General features: G+C 65.5%; 20 protein-coding genes. 12 read left to right on the forward strand and 8 right to left on the reverse strand.

The features are described 5' to 3' along the window. Positions 1–43 precede the first annotated feature (43 nt). Both ftsY and Q0316_RS14575 read right to left on the reverse strand, forming a co-directional pair. A complete protein-coding gene (ftsY, locus tag Q0316_RS14570) occupies positions 44–979 on the reverse strand; it encodes a signal recognition particle-docking protein FtsY (RefSeq protein ID WP_298673756.1) in 936 nt (311 codons plus the stop codon). Then, positions 976–2,166: a MiaB/RimO family radical SAM methylthiotransferase gene (locus Q0316_RS14575; RefSeq protein ID WP_298673758.1), complete on the reverse strand. Its 1,191-nt coding sequence runs from the start codon at positions 2,164–2,166 to the stop codon at positions 976–978. The genes ftsY and Q0316_RS14575 overlap by 4 nt, the downstream gene beginning before the upstream one ends. Before the next feature lie 16 nt (positions 2,167–2,182). Here Q0316_RS14575 and Q0316_RS14580 point away from each other — a divergent pair, with 16 nt between their 5' ends. Then, on the forward strand, positions 2,183–2,740 hold the full coding sequence (locus tag Q0316_RS14580; RefSeq protein WP_298673761.1) for a DUF924 family protein: 558 nt from the start codon (positions 2,183–2,185) through the stop codon (positions 2,738–2,740). Here the strand turns inward: Q0316_RS14580 and Q0316_RS14585 are convergent. After that, positions 2,715–4,094, reverse strand: a complete 1,380-nt coding sequence (locus Q0316_RS14585) for a GGDEF domain-containing phosphodiesterase (protein WP_298673764.1) — start codon at positions 4,092–4,094, stop codon at positions 2,715–2,717. The two genes, Q0316_RS14580 and Q0316_RS14585, sit on opposite strands and share 26 nt — an antisense overlap. 255 nt (positions 4,095–4,349) lie before the next feature. Here Q0316_RS14585 and ffh point away from each other — a divergent pair, with 255 nt between their 5' ends. From ffh to Q0316_RS14630, 9 genes are all read left to right on the forward strand, one after another. After that, entirely contained in the window at positions 4,350–5,834 is a 1,485-nt protein-coding gene (gene ffh, locus Q0316_RS14590; protein WP_298673768.1) for a signal recognition particle protein, read from the forward strand. An 84-nt stretch (positions 5,835–5,918) separates the two neighbouring features. Further along, on the forward strand, positions 5,919–6,353 hold the full coding sequence (gene rpsP, locus Q0316_RS14595) for a 30S ribosomal protein S16 (protein WP_298673769.1): 435 nt from the start codon (positions 5,919–5,921) through the stop codon (positions 6,351–6,353). Positions 6,354–6,410: 57 nt separating this feature from the next. Beyond that, positions 6,411–6,905, forward strand: a complete 495-nt coding sequence (rimM, locus tag Q0316_RS14600) for a ribosome maturation factor RimM (RefSeq protein WP_298673772.1) — start codon at positions 6,411–6,413, stop codon at positions 6,903–6,905. Between the two features lie 13 nt (positions 6,906–6,918). Next, complete coding sequence (gene trmD, locus Q0316_RS14605) at positions 6,919–7,638, forward strand: tRNA (guanosine(37)-N1)-methyltransferase TrmD (protein WP_298673774.1); 720 nt, start codon at positions 6,919–6,921, stop codon at positions 7,636–7,638. A gap of 12 nt (positions 7,639–7,650) precedes the next feature. Continuing rightward, positions 7,651–8,034, forward strand: coding sequence for a 50S ribosomal protein L19 (gene rplS / locus Q0316_RS14610; protein ID WP_298673777.1), 384 nt, complete (start codon positions 7,651–7,653; stop codon positions 8,032–8,034). A gap of 144 nt (positions 8,035–8,178) precedes the next feature. Beyond that, entirely contained in the window at positions 8,179–10,404 is a 2,226-nt protein-coding gene (locus Q0316_RS14615) for a DPP IV N-terminal domain-containing protein (protein WP_298673779.1), read from the forward strand. A gap of 10 nt (positions 10,405–10,414) precedes the next feature. Next, a complete protein-coding gene (locus tag Q0316_RS14620) occupies positions 10,415–11,131 on the forward strand; it encodes an MgtC/SapB family protein (RefSeq protein WP_298673781.1) in 717 nt (238 codons plus the stop codon). A gap of 60 nt (positions 11,132–11,191) precedes the next feature. Beyond that, complete coding sequence (locus Q0316_RS14625) at positions 11,192–12,220, forward strand: aspartate-semialdehyde dehydrogenase (protein ID WP_298673782.1); 1,029 nt, start codon at positions 11,192–11,194, stop codon at positions 12,218–12,220. A 1-nt stretch (position 12,221) separates the two neighbouring features. Further along, positions 12,222–12,656 (forward strand): GFA family protein, encoded by a 435-nt coding sequence (locus Q0316_RS14630; RefSeq protein WP_298673783.1) that lies wholly within the window; start codon positions 12,222–12,224, stop codon positions 12,654–12,656. A gap of 11 nt (positions 12,657–12,667) precedes the next feature. Here Q0316_RS14630 and Q0316_RS14635 read toward each other — a convergent pair whose 3' ends face one another. From Q0316_RS14635 to Q0316_RS14645, 3 genes are read right to left on the reverse strand one after another with little or no spacing between them, the layout of a single operon-like run. Next, positions 12,668–14,239 (reverse strand): DHA2 family efflux MFS transporter permease subunit, encoded by a 1,572-nt coding sequence (locus Q0316_RS14635; RefSeq protein ID WP_298673784.1) that lies wholly within the window; start codon positions 14,237–14,239, stop codon positions 12,668–12,670. Further along, positions 14,239–15,315: an HlyD family secretion protein gene (locus Q0316_RS14640; RefSeq protein WP_298673786.1), complete on the reverse strand. Its 1,077-nt coding sequence runs from the start codon at positions 15,313–15,315 to the stop codon at positions 14,239–14,241. Before Q0316_RS14640 ends, Q0316_RS14635 begins: the two co-directional genes overlap by 1 nt. Then, positions 15,308–15,757 carry a MarR family winged helix-turn-helix transcriptional regulator gene (locus Q0316_RS14645; RefSeq protein WP_298673788.1) on the reverse strand — a complete coding sequence of 150 codons (450 nt, stop codon included), beginning with the start codon at positions 15,755–15,757 and terminating at the stop codon, positions 15,308–15,310. Before Q0316_RS14645 ends, Q0316_RS14640 begins: the two co-directional genes overlap by 8 nt. A gap of 104 nt (positions 15,758–15,861) precedes the next feature. On the opposite strand from Q0316_RS14645, the gene Q0316_RS14650 reads away from it, so the two are divergent. Together Q0316_RS14650 and Q0316_RS14655 are read left to right on the forward strand one after the other, a co-directional pair. Then, positions 15,862–16,305, forward strand: coding sequence for a GFA family protein (locus Q0316_RS14650; RefSeq protein WP_298673970.1), 444 nt, complete (start codon positions 15,862–15,864; stop codon positions 16,303–16,305). Further along, positions 16,292–17,047 carry an alpha/beta fold hydrolase gene (locus Q0316_RS14655; RefSeq protein WP_298673790.1) on the forward strand — a complete coding sequence of 252 codons (756 nt, stop codon included), beginning with the start codon at positions 16,292–16,294 and terminating at the stop codon, positions 17,045–17,047. Before Q0316_RS14650 ends, Q0316_RS14655 begins: the two co-directional genes overlap by 14 nt. A gap of 8 nt (positions 17,048–17,055) precedes the next feature. Here Q0316_RS14655 and Q0316_RS14660 read toward each other — a convergent pair whose 3' ends face one another. Next, positions 17,056–17,550 (reverse strand): hypothetical protein, encoded by a 495-nt coding sequence (locus tag Q0316_RS14660; RefSeq protein ID WP_298673793.1) that lies wholly within the window; start codon positions 17,548–17,550, stop codon positions 17,056–17,058. A gap of 60 nt (positions 17,551–17,610) precedes the next feature. Beyond that, entirely contained in the window at positions 17,611–19,041 is a 1,431-nt protein-coding gene (locus tag Q0316_RS14665) for an AMP nucleosidase (RefSeq protein WP_298673794.1), read from the reverse strand. Positions 19,042–19,093 lie beyond the last annotated feature (52 nt).

Raw genomic sequence — 19,093 nt, forward strand, 5'->3', positions numbered from 1 at the left:
ATAATATGTTCCGGTCGCCCGAGAAACATGCCCGTTGCGGCTGCTATTTTCGCCTGTCATCCACCCCGGCGATGATCCGGCTGACCTCATTGGCGTCGAACGGGCGCAGGTCCGTCATGCCTTCGCCCACGCCGATCGCGTGGATCGGCAGCCCGTATCGCTCCGCCGCCGCCACCAGCACGCCGCCGCGCGCGGTGCCGTCCAGTTTGGTCATCACCAGCCCGGTGACGCCCGCCACCTCCTTGAACACTTCGATCTGAGACAGCGCGTTCTGCCCGGTGGTGGCATCGAGTACGAGCACCACGTCGTGCGGCGCGGCTGGATTGAGGCGGCCCAGCACGCGGCGGATCTTCGCCAGTTCGTCCATCAGCTCGCGCTTGTTCTGAAGCCGTCCGGCGGTATCGACGATCAGCACGTCGATGCCGGTCGCGGTCGCCTGTTTCACCGCGTCCCACACCACGCCCGCCGCGTCGCCGCCCTCCGGCCCGGTGACGATCGGCACGCCGATCCGCTCCGCCCATGTGGCGAGCTGCCCGATCGCCGCGGCGCGAAATGTGTCGCCGGCGGCCAACATCACACCATAATCCTGTTCGAGGAACAGATGCGCGAGCTTGGCAATGGTCGTCGTCTTGCCCGATCCGTTCACCCCGATGACGAGGATCACCTGCGGGCGGGGAAAAGCATCCACTTCCATCGGCCTGGCGACCTCGGCCAGCACCTTTTCCACCTCCTCGGCAACGACGAGGCGGATGCCGAGATCCTCCATATCGCGCTCGAAGCTTCCGGCGGCCAGCCGTGCGCGAATCCTGCCCGCCGTTTCCGGCCCAAGGTCCGAGGCGATCAGCGCCTCCTCCACCTCATCGAGCGTCGCGCTGTCGAGCGGCGCCGTGCCGAGGCCGGTCAGATTGCCGATCAGCCGATCCGAAGTGCGGCGGAATCCGCCGAGCAGCTTTTCATGCCAAGAGGGGGTGGAGTTCATATCGTCGTTCCGATGAGATGGTCGTCGGTCGCGCCGGTGACGCGCAGGGACAGGATTTGCCCGATCGCGGGGGAGGCGAGCGGGTCCGCCACGCGAAGCTCGGCGAAGCCGGGCGTGTGCCCGCGATCGCCGGGTTTTTCCAGCACGATCGCTTGTTGCGAACCGATCATGCCGGCGAGCCAGGCGCGCTTCTGCCGCTGGGCGGCCTCGCGCAACCGGGCGGCGCGCTCGCGCGCAAGTGCTGGCGTCACCTGCGGCATACGCGCCGCCGGGGTGTTGGCGCGCGGCGAATAAGGGAAAACATGCGCATGGACGATCGCGCAATCATGGATCAGCGCCAGCGTATTGGCGAACATCGCCTCATCCTCGGTCGGGAAGCCCGCGATCAGATCGGCGCCGATCGCGATATCGCGCTTCGCCTTCAATCGCTCGATCATCCGGATCGCGTCGGCGCGCAGATGGCGCCGCTTCATCCGCTTGAGCACCAGATCGTCGCCAGCCTGAAGCGACAGGTGCAGATGCGGCATGACACGCGGCTCGCCGGTGACGAGATCGAACAGCTTGTCGTCGATTTCGATCGTATCGAGCGACGAAAGGCGCAGCCGAGGCAGCGCGGGCACGGCGCGCAGGATATGCTCGACCAGCCCGCCCAAAGTCACCGCGCCATCGGCATAGCTGGTGAGATCGACCCCGGTGAGCACCACCTCCTGCGTCCCGGCATCCACCAGCGCGGCGATCCGCGCGACCACCGCGCCCACGGGATCGCTGCGGCTCGGCCCGCGCCCGGCGGGGATCGCGCAGAAGGTGCAGGAATGATCGCAGCCGTTCTGCACGCCGACGAAGGCGCGCGCGTGGCGGCGGGCGGGCGGGCGATTGGGAAATGCGCCCCAGGTGGCGGGCAGCAGCTTGGCCGCGTTGCCGATCACCCGCGTTACCCCCGGCAGTTCGGCGAAACCGGCGGAATCCATCTGCGCCGCGCAGCCGGTCGCGACGATCTCCGCCGCCGGGCGATCGCGATGCGCGCGGCGGATCGCGGCGCGGCTTTGCTTGACGGCCTCGTTGGTTACGCCGCAGGTGTTGACCACAACCATGTCGCGCGATCCGATCAGGCCGCGGATCGTTTCGCTTTCGGCAAGGTTCAGGCGACACCCCAGGGTCACGACATCGGGTCGGGGCAGGGCGGTCATGCGGGGCGATCTAGGGATGTGTGAAGGCGAAGTCCACGAAAAGGCCGGCGCGGTGCTCGGCTTCTGGTTCGGGCTGGCCCCGGAAAAGCATTTCGCGAAGGATGCCGCGCTCGATCGGGAGATAGCGGATCGCTTCGGTGCGCTGCGCGATCAGGTGCTCGCGTCAGGCGCCGCCGGATGGGATGGCGCGCCGGAAAGCCTGCTTGCCGCGATCATCCTGCTCGATCAATTCTCGCGCAATATCCATCGCGGCTCGGCGCAGGCCTATGCGGGCGATCCGCTGGCGCTGTCTTTGGTCTTGTCGGCGATCGAGCGCGGATGGGATGCGCGCTACACCAGCGAGGAGCGCGCGTTCCTCTATATTCCGCTGATGCACGCTGAAAGCGCGGCGATGCAGGCGCTGAGCGTGGAGAAATACACCGCATTGGGACTGGCGTCGCAATTGCGCTTCGCCCGCGATCATGCCGCGGTGATCGCGCGGTTCGGTCGCTATCCCAGCCGCAACGCCGCTTTGGGGCGGGATTCCACGCCCGAGGAAAAGGAATATCTCAGCCAGCCAGGCGCCGGGTGGTGACGGCGGAGGGGATCAGGCGCTGCTCGGCCAGCATCCGGCGGGTCTGCATCAGGTTCATCGGCTGGCCGAACAGATAGCCCTGGCCGATCGAACATCCCATCGCGCGCATCCGATCCGCGTTCTGCGCGGTTTCGATGCCTTCCGCGATGATCGGCAGGTTGAGGCTTTCGCCAAGCCGCAGGATCGCCGCCGCGATCGAGGCGCGGGCCGGGTCTTCCATCACCCTGGTGACGATCGAATGGTCGATCTTGATCCGGTCGAACGGCAGCGCGCGCAGATGCGTGAGGCTCGATACGCCGGTGCCGAAATCGTCGAGCGCGACGCGCACGCCCTGCGCCTTCAGGCTTTCGACGATCGAGCCGGCGATGCCGTGCGGGTCCATCAGCGCGCCTTCGGTCAGCTCGATTTCAAGCCGGGCCGGCGGATAGCCAAGCTCCGTCAGCAGGCGGATGACCTTTTGCGCCAGCCACGGATCGCGCAATTGCGATACCGCGAAATTCACCGCCAGGATCAGCCGCCCGTCCCAATCACGCGCGGCGAGCAGCGCCTGGCGCATGACCGACAGGGTGAGATCGGAAATCGCGCTGCTTTCGCGGGCGATATCAAGGAAATGCGCGGGGGTGATGAGGCCATGGACCGGATGCTCCCACCGCGCCAGCACCTCGAACCCGAGCAATTCCCCGCTATGAAGGTCGATGACCGGCTCGAAATAGGGTGCGATCGCCCCGCTTTCGATCGCGTCGGGAAGGCTGTGCGCGATCGTATCACGCGCACGCTGCCGCGCGGCCATTTCCTGCGCGAACCACAGCGAGCGGATGCCATCCGATCGCGCGACCCCGGCGGCGGTCGCCGCGGCTTCCACCAGCCCGTCGAGCGAGCCGCCGTCGCGATCCGATCGTGCCAGCCCGATCGTCGCGCCGCGCGCCGCGCTATCGTCATGCTGGCCGAGCAGCGATACGATCCGCCCGGCGACCCGGTCCGCCGCCTCGGGCGAATAGGGATCGAGCATCACGATGCAGGCGAATTGCGTCGGCTGGATCATGCCGGTCGGCATTTCAGCCGGCAGCGCCGCCGCGATCGCCGGCGCGATATCGCCCATCCTGCCGAGCGGCGCCTCCGGCCCGATGTCGACAAGGACGATCGCAACCGCGCGCTCCCCCGCGTGCGCAAGCAATTGCTGCCCGCGCTCAAGAAAGCCCTGCCGATTGGACAGGCCCGTGGCCGCATCGCGCGGCAGCGCGCGGTGGATGCGGGCCGCCGGGGTAGCGGCGCGGTGCCGCGCGCGGCGCCAGAGCAGGAAGACGCCCGCGAACACGAAAACGCTCGACAGCGCTGTAACGACGAGCATTTTCATCAACCGTCCATTCCCTCCCGTATCGCGGGTCTCGCATCTGGCATGACAGGGTGTAGAAGCGGTTAAGCGCGGGCGACTTGCCTCCGGGCGGGCTTTCCTTTAGGAGCCGCGCCACGTTCCGACGTTGAACGCTGAAGAAAAGCGCTCAAGTGCGCACGCTGGCCGGCGAGTTTTCGCCCGCCGGCGCTTTTTCGTTTGGGGTCGGGGCTCCGTTGCGGCTGTTGCCGTTGGCGGGCAAAAAGAATTGGATAGTGGATGTTCGACAGCCTCAGTGATCGTCTTGGTGGCGTATTCGATCGGTTGCGTGGCCGTGGCGCGCTGACCGATGCGGATGTGCGCCAGGCGATGCGCGAGGTGCGTATCGCGCTGCTTGAGGCGGATGTGGCGCTGCCCGTCGCGCGGCAGTTCGTCGATGAGGTGACCGAGAAGGCCGTCGGGCAGAATGTGCTCCGCTCGATCACGCCGGGGCAGCAGGTCGTCAAGATCGTCAATGACGCGCTGGTCGAGATGCTGGGCGGCGCGAATGCGCAGGCCGCCGAACTGGAGCTGAACGTCGCGCCGCCCGCCGTGGTGATGATGGTCGGCCTGCAAGGCTCGGGCAAGACGACGACCACCGCGAAGATCGCCAAGCGGCTTGCGGGCAAGGAGCGCAAGAAGGTGCTGATGGCGTCGCTCGACGTCAATCGCCCCGCCGCGCAGGAGCAGCTTGCGACGCTCGGCACGCAGATCGAGGTGCAGACGCTGCCGATCGTCGCCGGCCAGCAGCCGGTCGATATCGCGCGGCGCGCGCTTCAGGCGGCGAAGCTCCAGGGCTTCGATGTGGTGATGCTCGATACGGCGGGCCGCCTTCACGTCGATCAGGCGCTGATGGACGAGATGAAGGCCGTCGCGGAAATCGCCCGGCCGCAGGAAATCCTGCTCGTCGTCGATTCGCTGACCGGGCAGGACGCGGTCAACGTCGCGCAGAGCTTTTCCGAACAGGTGCCGCTGACCGGCGTGGTGCTGACCCGGATGGACGGCGATGCGCGCGGCGGCGCGGCGCTGTCGATGCGCGCCGTCACCGGCAAGCCGATCAAATTCGCTGGCGTCGGCGAGAAGCTCGACGCGCTTGAGCCGTTTCATCCGGAGCGTGTCGCCGGGCGCATCCTCGGCATGGGCGACGTGGTGTCGCTGGTCGAGCGCGCGGCGGAGGCGATCCAGCAGGAAGATGCCGAGCGGATGACCGCGCGGCTCGCCAAGGGCCAGTTCGATATGAACGATCTGCGCGGCCAGCTTGCGCAGATGCGGCGGATGGGTGGTCTTGGCGCGCTTGCCGGGATGATCCCCGGCATGAAGAAGGCGCAGGCCGCGATGGCCTCCGGCGCGGTCGACGAGAAAATCCTGCTGCGCATGGACGCGATGATTACCTCGATGACGCCCAAGGAGCGCGCCAAGCCCGAGCTGATTAACGCCAAGCGCAAGATACGCATCGCCAAGGGCAGCGGCACGACCGTGCAGGACATCAACAAGCTGTTGAAGATGCATCAGGAAATGTCCTCCGCGATGAAGCGCATCAAGAAGATGGGCGGCCTCAAGGGGATGATGGCGATGCTCGGCAAGGGCGGCATGGGCGGGCTGGGCAATGCGCTCGGCGGGCCTGATCTCGGCGACATGCTGGGCAAGGCCGGCGGCAGTCTGCCGGGCCTGCCGGGTGGCGCTGGCGGGTTGCCGCCGGGGTTCGGCAAGTTCGGAAAGAAGTGATCCCTCGCCATCCCGGCGGGGAATTGAACGACAACCAGAAAGTCCCGGCGCCAGGCCGGGATGACGTTTGAAGGAAAGACCAAGATGGCTCTCAGCATTCGCCTTTCGCGCGGCGGTTCCAAGAAGCGCCCCTATTACCGCATCGTCGTTGCGGACGCGCGCAGCCCGCGTGACGGCAAGTTCATCGAGAAGATCGGCAACTACAATCCGCTGCTCAAGAAGGACGACGAGAAGCGCGTCGTGCTCGATGCCGATCGCGCCAAGCATTGGCTGGGCGTCGGCGCGCAGCCGACCGATCGCGTCGCTCGCTTCCTCGATGCGGCGGGCGTGCGTGAGCGCGCGGCGCGCAACAACCCGAAGAAGGCTGAGCCGGGCGAGAAGGCCAAGGAGCGCGCCGAGGAGCGTGCCGAGAAGCTGAAGGCAGCGCAGGAAGCCGCCGAGGCGCCCGCCGCTGAGGCCGCTGAGGCCGCTGAGGCCGCTGAGGCCGAGCCGGCCGCCGAGGCGACCGCAGAGCAGTAAGATCGAAAAGGGGGCGTGGGCCATGCGGCGCGCGTTCCCCTTTTTTGACCGCTGACGATGAGCGAGCGCCCGAAAACCGCCGATCCCGCTGTCGTGCTGGCCGTAATCATCGGCGCGCATGGCGTGACGGGAGAAGTGCGCCTCAAGGTGTTCGCCGAGGAACTTGGCGCGCACCACAGCTTCAACGGCGGCACGCTGACGTTGAAGTCGTTGCGCCACGGGTCGAATGGCGCGATCGCGCGTTTTGCCGAGATCGCCGATCGCAATCGCGCCGAAGCGCTGCGCGGGACGGAATTGTCCGTGCCGCGTTCGGCGCTGCCGCCGCTGGGTGAGGGCGAATATTATCATTGCGATCTGATCGGGCTGGCTGCGGTTTCCGCCGGTGGCGAGCCGCTCGGGCGCGTCGTGACGGTCGAGAATTTCGGCGCGGGCGACGTGATCGAGATCGAGCGCGATAACGGCAAGACCTTCATGGTGCCGATGCGGCCCGATGCCGTGTCCTCCTGGGATGCCGAACGGCTGGTGATCGAGCCGGCGTTCGTCGAAGGCTGACGGCGGCCCGCCGATGACCTTCGCCGCCACCGTTCTGACGCTGTATCCGGAAATGTTTCCGGGGCCGCTCGGCCTGTCGCTCGCCGGGCGCGCGCTGGCGGAGGCGCGCTGGTCGCTTGATGCGCGCAACATCCGCGATTTCGCGACCGACAGGCATCGCTCGGTCGATGATACGCCGGCAGGGGGCGGCGCGGGCATGGTATTGCGCGCGGATGTGGTGGCGCGCGCGGTGGATCATGTCGCGGATGATCGCCCGCTGCTGGCGATGACGCCGCGCGGCAGGCCGTTGACGCAGGATCGGGTGCGTTCGCTCGCCGCCAGGCCGGGCGTGGTCATCCTGTGCGGCCGGTTCGAGGGCTTCGACGAGCGATTGTTCGAGGCGCGCGCGATCGAGGAAGTCTCGATCGGCGATTATGTGCTGTCGGGTGGGGAGATGGGCGCGCTCGTCCTGCTCGATGCTTGCGTTCGGCTGCTTCCCGGCGTAATGGGCGCGGCTTCCAGTGGAGACGAGGAAAGCTTCGAAAGCGGCCTTCTTGAATATCCGCATTATACCCGACCTTATGAATGGGAAGGGCGCACGATCCCCGAAGTGCTGCGATCGGGGGATCATGCGAGGATCGCCGCCTGGCGGAAACAACGGGCGGAGGATGATACACGGCTAAGGCGGCCGGACCTTTGGGAACGCCATACCGGCGTTCGGGTCAGCCGCCCTCTGGCGCGCGGCGAGGACTGAGGAAGTCACGAGATGAACCTGATCCAGCAGCTCGAAGCCGAGCAGATCGAGAAGCTGACCGCGAAGCGCGCGATCCCCGAATTCCGCCCCGGCGATACGCTGAAGGTCGGCGTGAAGGTGATCGAAGGCGAGCGCACCCGCGTCCAGAATTACGAAGGCGTGTGCATCGCGCGTTCGAACAAGGGCATGGGTTCGAGCTTCACCGTCCGCAAGCTTTCGTTCGGTGAGGGCGTGGAGCGCGTGTTCCCGCTGTATTCGCCGAATATCGATTCGATCGAGGTGGTGCGCAAGGGCGCGGTCCGTCGTGCCAAGCTGTATTACCTGCGTGGTCGTACCGGCAAGGCGGCGCGTATCGCCGAGCGTCGCGACAATCGCCCGGCCGCCGCGGCCGAGTGATCGCCGCTCAGCGCTGATGCGTCAGGGGCGCGGACGGGATGCCGTCCGCGCCCCTTTCCTTTGCCACGCCCTGTGCTTTTTGCGATCGCGGCTTGTCTTTTCCGGCACGAGCGGCTTTCCCGTTGTGGCTCGACGGAGAAAGAAATGCGCGCATGGTTGCCAGCGATTGCCCTTGCCTGTTCCACCGCCATGGCCGCGATCCCCGCCGTGGCTGAGCGCGCGCCCAAAACGACCACGCTGACGCTTGATCGCGTCTTCGCCAGCCCCGATCTGGCCGGGCCGCAACCGCAGGCGCTGCGCCTTTCCCCCGACGGCAGCCTGCTCACATTGGTGCGCAACCGCGCCGATGAGCGGACCCGTTTCGACCTGTGGGCGATCGACACGCGCACCGGAGCGGAGCGGATGCTGGTGGATTCGCGCAAGATCGGCAGCGGCGCGGCGCTGACCGAAGCCGAGAAGATGCAGCGCGAGCGCGATCGTTCCAAGACCGGCAAGACCGGCGTGCTCGATTATGACTGGGCGCCCGACGGCCGCTCGCTGCTGGTGCCGATCGACGGCGAATTGTTCCTCGCCGGGCTGGACGGCAACGCGCGGCGGATCGAGGGCACGAAGGGCGCGCTCAATCCGGTGATCTCGCCAAGTGGCGGGTTCCTGAGCTTCGTGCGCGATCAGAATCTGTGGGTGCAGCCGCTTGCCGGCGGTGCCGCGCGCGCGGTGACGAACGGCGGCGGCGGCACGGTTCATTTCGGCGAGGCGGAGTTCGTCGCGCAGGAGGAGATGGATCGCCGCACCGGCTATTGGTGGTCGCCCGATGACAGCCGGATCGCGGTGGAGCGGTTCGACGAGGCGCCGGTCAGGGTCTTCACCCGCGCCGCGATCGGTGCTGCGGGCACGAATATCTATCAGCAACGCTATCCCGCCGCCGGCACGCCCAACGTGCTGGTCGAATTGTGGGTGATGCGCGCCGATGGCTCGGGGCAAGTGAAGGTCGATCTGGGCGATAATCCGGACATTTATCTCGCCCGCGTCAATTGGTTGCCGGATGGCTCCGCGCTGCTCGTCCAGCGCGAAAGCCGGGATCAGCGCACGCTCGATATGCTCCGCGTCGATCCCGTCACCGGCAAGGCCGTGGTGATATTCACCGAAAAGGCGGGCGAAAGGAGCTGGATCAACCTCACCAACGCCTATCGCGCGATGCCCGACGGCAGCCTGATCTGGCGTTCCGAACGCAGCGGGTTCGCGCATCTCTATCGCTGGAAGGCGGGGAAATGGACCCAGCTTACCAGCGGCGATTGGGTGGTGAACGGGCTGGTCGGGGTGGATGACGCCGCGGGGCGGATTTTCTTCACCGGCAATCGCGATGGCGTGCTTGAGCAGCATCTCTACGCGCTCGATGCGAAAACCCATCATATCACGCGGCTGACGGAGGCCGGCTGGTGGAATTCTGCCAGCGCCGATGCGCGCGGCTCGCGTTTCATCATCACGCGCTCCAATGCCGATCAGCCGCCGCAGACCTATCTCGCGGATGCGAACGGCAAGCGGCTGGCCTGGATCAACGAGAATGCGGTTGCATCCGCGCACCCCTATGCGCCCTATCTGGCGGCGCAGCGCCCGACCGAGTTCGGCACGCTGAAGGCGGCGGACGGCACGATCCTGCACTGGAAGATGATCGCCCCACGAATCGAGCCGGGGCGGAAATATCCCGTGTTCTTCCAGCATTATGGCGGGCCGGGCAGCCAGACGGTATCGCGGGCGTGGAATCCGCCGCTGCTGCAATATCTCGCGCAGCAGGGGTGGATCGTCTTCCAGCTCGACAATCGCGGCTCGCCGGGGCGCGGCAAGCAGTTCGAGGATGCGATCTGGCACGCGATGGGCAGCGTGGAGGTTGAGGATCAACTCGCCGGCGCGCGCTATCTCAAATCGCTGCCGTTCGTCGATGGCGCGAAGATCGCGACTTATGGCTGGTCCTATGGCGGCTATATGTCGCTGAAGATGCTGGAGAAGAACCCCGGCGTTTATGCCGCCGCCGTCGCCGGCGCGCCGGTTACGGATTGGTCGCTCTACGATACGCATTATACCGAGCGTTACATGGGCGATCCGACGAAGGACGCCGCCGGCTATGCCGCCGCCAGCGCGTTGCCGGATGCGACAGGCATCCGCGATCCGCTGCTCATCATGCACGGCATGGCGGACGATAACGTGTTTCTCGACAATACCACCTCCTTCGTCGCGAAGCTTCAGGCGGCGGATATGAAGTTCGAGATGATGCTCTATCCCGGCAAGGCGCATGGCGCGGTGCGCGAGATACATCCGTGGACGACGATACTCGACTTTCTGGATCGCACGGTGAAGAACAAGCCCGCGCAGTGAAAGGCCGGCGATGAGCTTTCTGACGACCTTTCATCCATGGCCGTTCCTCGACACGCTGGTCAGCTATGTCGCCGCGTTCGTTCTCGGCACGCTGATCGGGGCGGAGCGGCAATATCGCCAGCGCACCGCCGGGCTGCGCACCAACGCGCTGGTGGCGATCGGCGCGGCGGCGTTCACCGATCTGGGGCAGCGCCTGGGCGGCGATGTCGAATCGATCCGCGTCATCGCCTATGTCGTATCCGGCATCGGCTTCCTCGGCGCGGGCGTCATCATGAAGGAGGGGATGAACGTTCGCGGCCTCAATACCGCCGCGACGCTCTGGTGCTCCGCCGCAGTCGGCGCGATCGCGGGCAGCGACATGCTGGCGGAGGCGGCCCTGCTCACCACGCTGGTGATCGTCGCCAACACGCTGCTGCGCCCGCTGGTCGATGCGATCAACCGCATCCCGCTGGAGGGCCGCAGCCTTGAGGCGCATTATTCGGTGACGATCACCACCGCGACGGGCCAGTCCGGCCCGCTCGGCGATCTGCTGGTCGAGCATCTGGAGGCCAAATCCCTGCCGGTCGCCGAACTTGATGTGGAACAGCGCGGCGAGGGCAGGGTGGATATTGTCGCCACGCTCGTCAGCACCAATGTTCCTTCGAAGGAACTGGACGATATCGTCGATCACCTCGCGAGCGTCCACGGAATCGCGCACGCGACATGGCAGGCGCGGACGCACGATTAGAATAAGGTTGATGCGGCCCGCGCAATGACTGTAATGCCGCATTGCAGCAAGGAGTGAGTCATGGGTTATCGGGTGGTGGTCGCCGGTGCGACGGGCAATGTCGGGCGCGAGATGCTGAACATTCTCGCCGAGCGCGAATTCCCGGCGGACGAGATCGCGGTCGTCGCCAGCGCACGGTCGACTGGCGATCAGGTCGAATATGGCGAGACGGGCCGGAAGCTCACCGTCAAGAATATCGAGCATTTCGATCCCGCCGGCTGGGATATCGCGCTGTTCGCGATCGGCAGCGAGGCGACCAAAATCTATGCCCCGAAATTCGCCGCCGCCGGCTGCACGGTGATCGACAATTCGTCGCTCTACCGCATGGATCCCGATGTGCCGCTGATCGTGCCGGAGGTGAACCCGGAAGCGGTGGACGGCTATACCCGGAAGAACATCATCGCGAATCCGAATTGCTCGACCGCGCAGATGGTCGTCGCGCTGAAGCCGCTGCATGATGCCGCCACGATCAAGCGTGTCGTCGTCGCCACCTATCAGTCGGTTTCCGGCGCGGGCAAGCAGGGCATGGACGAACTGTTCGAGCAGAGCCGCAACATCTTCGTCGGTGACCAGGCCGAGCCGAAGAAGTTCACCAAGCAGATCGCGTTCAACGTGATCCCGCATATCGACAGCTTCCTGGAGGATGGCTCCACCAAGGAAGAATGGAAGATGGTCGCCGAGACGAAGAAGATCCTCGATCCGAAGATCAAGGTGACGGCAACCTGCGTGCGCGTGCCGGTGTTCGTTGGCCATTCCGAGGCGATCAATATCGAGTTCGAGCGCGAATTGTCCGCCGAACAGGCGCAGAAGATTCTGCGCGAGGCGCCCGGCGTGATGCTGGTCGATAAGCGCGAGGATGGCGGATATGTCACCCCGGTCGAATGCGTCGGCGATTATGCGACCTTCATCAGCCGCGTGCGCGATGATTCGACGGTCGATAACGGCCTGTCGCTGTGGTGCGTCAGCGACAATCTGCGCAAGGGTGCTGCGCTCAACGCGGTGCAGATCGCCGAACTGCTTGGCCGCCGACATCTGAAGAAAGCGGCGTGAGATGACGATCACCGGCGGCTGTCGCTGCGGTGCCTGCCGTTACGAGCTGGCACTTGATGCGCTGCCGCCGGTTTATGCCTGCCATTGCCATATCTGCCAGCGCGCTTCGGGCAGCGCGTTCAGCGTTCAGGCGCTGGTCGGCGAGGAACAGCTCACGGTGACCGGGCCGGTCATCGTTCACGAAATCACCACCGCGGATCGCACCTCGGTCCAGCGTTTCTGCGGCATATGCCATGCGCGGATTTACAATACGAACACGCGCCGTCCGGGCGTCGCGGTGATCCGCGCGGGCACGCTCGATCGCTCCGAGGAGCTTGAGTGCCGCGCGCATATCTTCACCGATTACCGGCAGCGGTGGGTGGATATTCCCGAAGGCGTGCCGCAATGGCCGGAAATGGCCCCGATGGCGGAATTCGTCGCGGCGCTTTCAGGCTGACGCGCGGCACGTCATTCCGAGTGGATGACCTCCAGCTTGCCCTTGGGCTTTCTCAACACGAGCACCAGCGGCACGGCGGCGATGCTGATCCAGCTCATCATGTAGAAATCGTCGATATAGGCGATCATCGCCGCCTGCTTGTTAATCATCGCGTCTGCGAACGCGAAAACGCTGTCGCCGAGGCGACCGAACTGGTCGACCTGGCTGAGGTTGATCGCGGGTAGCTTGTCCTGCGTCACATGCTGCACAAGGTCGGCGTGACTGGTCTGGATATTGCGCGCGAGTAGCACCGTAACCATGGAAATGCCCGCAGATTGCCCGATCGAGCGCATCAAATTAAGCAAACTGGCCCCATCAGTCCGATAACGATTGTCGAGTGTCGCGAAGGCCAGCGCGTTCATCGGCATGAAGACCAGCCCCATGCCGAGCCCTTGCAGGAAGCCGGAGGTAATCACCGGCCAGAAATCCATTTCAAGGTTGAATCCAGCCATCCAGCGAAGCGAAAGCGCGAACAGGACGAAGCCGAACATGATTACCCACCGCGTATCGACGCGCCCCATGAGGCGGCCGGCTAGCCACATGGTGAACAGAACGCCGACGCCGCGCGGCGCCATCATCATCCCGGTGTCGATCACCGGATAGCCGAACAATTGCTGGAGCATCGGCGGCAGCAACGCCATCGGCGCCATCGTGGAAATGCCGATGACGATCATGAAGAACATGCCGGTCACCAGATTGCGGTTGCCGAACAGATGGCGATCGAACAACGGCTTCTTCGCGGTTGCGAGATGGACGATCCCCATCCACGCGAAGGCGGCGGCGATCATCCCCTCCACCACGATTTCCCAACTGGAGAACCAATCCTGATCCTGCCCGCGATCAAGCATCAACTGGAAGGAGGCCACCGCGATCCCGATGAACAGGAAGCCCGTCCAGTCGAATGACCGCTGCGCGCGCGGACGGGAGGGGAGCAGGAACCACAGGATGCCGAAGGTCAGAGCGCCGACCGGCAGGTTGACGTAGAACACCCAGCGCCAGTTATAATTCTCTGTCAGCCAGCCGCCGATCACCGGCCCCATGATCGGCCCGACCATCACGCCCATGCCCCAGATACTCATCGCCTTCGCCGCGTTTCCCGGCGGGTTGATATCGAGCATCGAGGTTTGCGACAGCGGGTTGATGAACGCGGCGAAAATGCCCTGGAAGACGCGGAAGACCACCATCTCCTCCAGGCTGACGGCGGTGCCGCAGGCCATCGACGCCAGGATGAACCCGCCGACCGCGATCAGGAACAGATTACGGCTGCCGAGATGATCGGAAAGCCAGCCCGTGGCTGGAAGCGCGATCGCGGTGGCGACGATATAGCTCGTCAACACCCAGGTCACGGTATCGGCGGTCGCGCCGAGGCTTGTCTGCATGTGCGGCAGTGCGACATTGGCGATGGTGGTGTCGAGGATCTGCATGATCATCGCCCCCATCACCCCGAGCGTGAGGATCCCGCGATGCCGGACCGGCAACAGCGGCTGACCGGCGCCAGCACTTCCTGGCGCGGCACCGGCCGGGGCGGCAGCGGCGGCGGCCATCAATGTTCCTTCGTGTCGATCGTCACATCGGTGGAAAGGCCCGCGATCATCGCGCGCGGCGGCGTGCCGTCGATCGCGATGCGCACCGGCACGCGCTGGGTGACCTTCACCCAGTTGCCGGTGGCATTCTGCGCCGGGAGCACCGAGAATTCACTGCCGGTGCCGGCGCCGATCGACTGGACGTGCCCCTTCACCTTCAGCCCCGGATAGGCATCGAACGACAGCTTCGCCGGCTGGCCGACGCGCATATGATTGAGATCGGTTTCCTTGAAATTCGCTTCCACCCACGCCTGCTGGCTGACGACGAGGCTGAGCGCGGGAACGCCGGATGGCGTGATATTGCCGACCTGAAGCCGCCCCGTCTGGCTGACGATGCCGTCCTTGGGCGCACGCACGACTGTACGCTGGAGGTCATAAGCGGCCTTTTCGCGCTTCGCGAGCGCGACCTGGATCGCCGCCGGTTGCCCGGAGCCACCGCCCGAGCCGAGCTGCTGGCGCGCGCGCGCCGCGGCGGCTTCCGCCGTTGCGAGCTTCGCTTTCGCGGCGGCGACACTTTGCGTTGCGGCATCGAAAGCCGCGCGGGTGGTGAAACCCTGCTTCATCAGCGCGGTCTGCCGGCCATAGGTCGCCTGCGCCAGCGTCAGTTCGGCGCGGGCGTTCTGGATATCGGCGGCGGCGCTACCGGTGTCGGTAGCCATGGTGGAGACCTGCACGCGCGCGGTCGCCAGATCGGCTTCCGTCTGCGCCAATGCGATGCGATAAGGCTCGGGATCAATGCGGAACAGCACATCGCCCGCCTTCACCCGCTGGTTCTCGCGCACGTTGACCGCGACGATACGACCGGACACATCCGGGCTGACCGAGATCATATCCTGCCGGACATAAGCGTTATCGGTGGAGATGTAGCGACCGGAGATGATGTAGAAATAACCCCCGATAGCCGCGATCAGCAGCGGCACGCCAAGCATCAGCACAAGGCGCGATACGCGCCGGCGTTTGGGTGGAGCGGTGATTTTCTCCGCCAGCGAAACTTCGCTGTCGGCGGCAAAAGCGCGTTTTGGATCGGCGTCAGCCATGGGCGGAGTCCTTCTCCGGCTGCGGCAGTTCCGCGAGATTTTCGCGGATGCGATTTAATACGTCGGTCAATTGAATGATCGAATCCTCGGGAATGCCGCGCAATGCCTGAGCGGAAAGCTCAGCGCCGGTATCGTGAAGTTCGGCGAGGATCGGGTGGGCTTTGTCCGTGAGGAACAATTGCCACGCCCGCCGATCGTTCGGATCGCGCCGACGCTCGACCAGCCCGGCCTCCTCGATCCGATCAATCAGGCGGCAGAGCGTGATCGGCTCCACTTCCAGGATATCGGCGAGGCTGCCTTGATTGATCCCCTCGCGCCGGCTGATGCTCAACAGCGCCTTCCATTGCGCGCGCGTGGCACCGAGCGAGCGGGCGCGCTCGTCGAACCGGCGGCGCAGCAACCGCGATGTATCGCTCAGCAGGAACCCGAATGTTTCGGTCATAACCGCGCATATAATAAGCGTGCTTATATAATGGAAGCGCCGTTCCTTGCGAAATTTGCAATCATGCCGCCAGTTCGCGAAACTCCATGACCGAAAGGTGCGCGATGACCGAGATGACGGGCGGATGCCAATGCGGGCGAGTGCGTTATGTGGCGGAGATCGACAGCGACGACGCCTATCTTTGCCACTGCCGCATGTGCCAGCGCGCGACCGGCGGGGTTTCAATCGCATTCAAGAACGTGCGCCGGGCGGCGGTGCGCTGGGAGCGCGAGCCGGATCGTTACGCTTCCTCGCCGATCGCGCGGCGCGGGTTTTGCGCGGTATGCGGCACGCCGCTGACGTTTGAATATGTCGCAGGGTCCGACAGGCTCGATCTAACGGTGGGGAGCTTCGACGATCCTTCCCGTTTCCGCCCCACCGCGCATTTCGGGATCGAGCATCGCCATGACGCGTGGCTCGACACGCGCGACTTGCCGGGCACCCGGTGCGACGAATATCAGGCGCTGATTGAGCGTTGGCGAGCAGCAGGTAGCGATGTCCCCGAATGAACCGCGTTATTTTGACAGCTTCGATGGCACGCGGCTGGCGTGGCACGAGATGGGTGAGGGGCGCGCCGCCGTCCTGATCCACGGCTATTTTTCTGACGCGCGGACCAACTGGATCCGTTACGGCCATGCCGCCGCGCTCGCCGAACAAGGCTTTCGCGTGATAATGCCCGATCTGCGCGCGCATGGAGACAGCGCCCGCCCGCACGATCCCGCCGCCTATCCGCCGGACGCGCTGACCAGCGATGGACATGCGCTGATCGCGCACCTTGGGCTGACCGATTATGATCTGGGCGGCTATTCGCTTGGCGCGCGGACGGCTGCGCGGATGCTCGCGACCGGCGCAACGCCGCGCCGCGTGATCTTCGCCGGGATGGGGCTGGATGGGCTGACTTCGGCGGATCGCCGCGCCGGCCATTTCCGGCACGTCCTCACCAATCTCGGCAAGCATCCGCGTGGCAGCGCGGAATGGATGGCGGAGGCGTTCCTGAAAACCACTGGCGGCGATCCGATCGCGCTGCTCAACGTGATCGACACGTTCGTCAGCACGCCGATCGCCGCGATCGAGGGCTTTTCGTGGCCCGCGCTATGCGTGAACGGGGTGGACGATGCGGATAACGGATCAGCCGCGGCGCTCGCGGATGCGCTGCCCGACGCCCGCTACGTCGAAATACCGGGCAACCATATGAGCGCGGTCACCAGGCCCGAACTGGGCAGGGCCATGGCGGACTTCCTCGTCGGCTGAGCGACCGATCAGCCCTGATCGGGGACGGAGTTTTCATCGGCGATGCCCGCATCGAATGACGCGGAGGCATCGCGGCCATCCGGGCTGTGTGCACCCTTCTTTTTCGGCTCGGCCCTGGGTGTCGAGCCGCGCAGCGAAAGGAGTGCGGCGGTCGCGGCGGCACCGACCACCGCCAGCCCCCCGGCAATCGCCGCCGATCCCCATTTGCCGCCGAGTTTCTCACTCGCCCCGGAAATCTTCCCGGCGGCGGCCGATAATCTCGATCGCGCGGAGGTGGCGGCCGTGGTGGCCGGGACAACCTTGGTATCGCGCTCTTTCTTCGCCGCGGTGCCGCGCGTGCGCGTCTTGGCGGCGGGCTTGGCGGTGTCCGCGCTTGCCGGTCGCTTGGCCTTCGCGCTTTTCGCCGCCTGCGGCTTGGGGGCGCTGGTCTTGCGTGGCGCGTGCCGGCGCGTGGTGGAGCGCGGCGGGGTGGATGGCTTGGGCGTCTCGGGCGTGTCGGCCATGCGATATTCTCCCTGAATTCGATACCGGCGGATCAACGCACATCCCCGCCGGTCGTTGCGTCAGCGGAAAGGTGGCTCGTTGAACGCACGAAGCTTGCGGCTGTGCAACCGCGCGCCCTCGCGCCGCAACTCCTCGCACGTTTCGATGCCGATCCGCATATGCTCGCTGATCGCGCGCTCATAGAAGCGGTTGGCCTGCCCCGGCAGCTTCAATTCGCCATGAAGCGGCTTGTCCGACACGCACAGCAGCGTGCCATAGGGGACGCGGAAACGATAACCCTGGGCGGCGATGGTCGCCGATTCCATATCAATTCCCACCGCGCGGCTCAGCGAGAAGCGGAGCGCGGAGCGGCTGTAACGCAATTCCCAGTTGCGGTCGTCGGTGGTGACGATCGTGCCGGTGCGCAGCCGGCGCTTGAGATCCTCGCCCGATTGGCCGGATACCGTTGCCGCGGCACGGGCGAGCGCCAGTTGCACTTCCGCGATCGCCGGCACCGGGATTTCCGGCGGCAACACGTCGTCCAGCACATGATCGTCGCGCAGATAGGCGTGGGCGAGCACATAATCGCCGATCCGCTGCGACGGGCGCAGGCCGCCGCAATGGCCGATCATCAGCCATGCGTCAGGGCGCAACACCGCGAGGTGATCGGTGATCGTCTTGGCGTTCGACGGGCCGACGCCGATGTTCACCAGCGTGATCCCGCTGCGATCCGGCGCGATCAGATGATAGGCCGGCATCTGGAGCCGCCGCCACGCGCTGTCGTCCAGCATCGCGGGATCGTCGCCGGGGCGGAACATCACCCCGCCGGGGCCGGACAGGGCGGTGAAGCGGGAATCGCCGTTGACCTGGGCCGCCGACCAGCGAACGAACTCGTCGATATAGCGGTGATAGTTGGTGAACAGCACGTAACGCTGCACATGTTCCGGCGGCGTCCCCGTATAATGCCGCAGCCGCGCAAGGCTGAAATCGGTGCGCAGGCCATCGAACAGCGCGAGCGGGCGAACGTCATCGGGCGCGGACCACAGCCCATCGGCGATTTCGTCGCCGATGTGCGACAGTTCCGTCGCCGGGAAGAAGCGCGCCAGTTCAGCCGCGGATACTTCGTCGAGCCCGAGCGCGTGGCCCGGATCGAGGACATAGGGGAAGGGGATTTCCGTCCGCCCGGCAACCGCCTGCACATCAACGTCATAATCTTCGAGCAGCAGCGTGATCTGTTCGGTCAGATAATCGGCGAAGATCGCGGGCTTGGTCACGCTGATGCGATAGTCGCCCGGTGTCACCAGTCGCCCGAACGAACGCAGCGGCGTCGGGCGGGCATCCTGCCCGCGATAGCGCAGGTGGATTTCGGGATAGGCGAATGAGCCGTCGCGGCGAGATTCCGGCGCGGGCGGCGTGCCATCGGTGAGATAACGGGTGAGTGCCTGTTGCAACCGGGCGACGGAGGCGGTGTACAGCCGATCCAGTTCGGCGACGATTTCTGAAGCGATCATCCCAAGGGGGTAAAGCGCGAACGTTACGCTGGCAAGCGGGAGTGATTCGGGC

Source organism: uncultured Sphingomonas sp. (genome assembly GCF_937871615.1).
In the GTDB taxonomy this organism is placed as follows: Bacteria; Pseudomonadota; Alphaproteobacteria; order Sphingomonadales; family Sphingomonadaceae; genus Sphingomonas.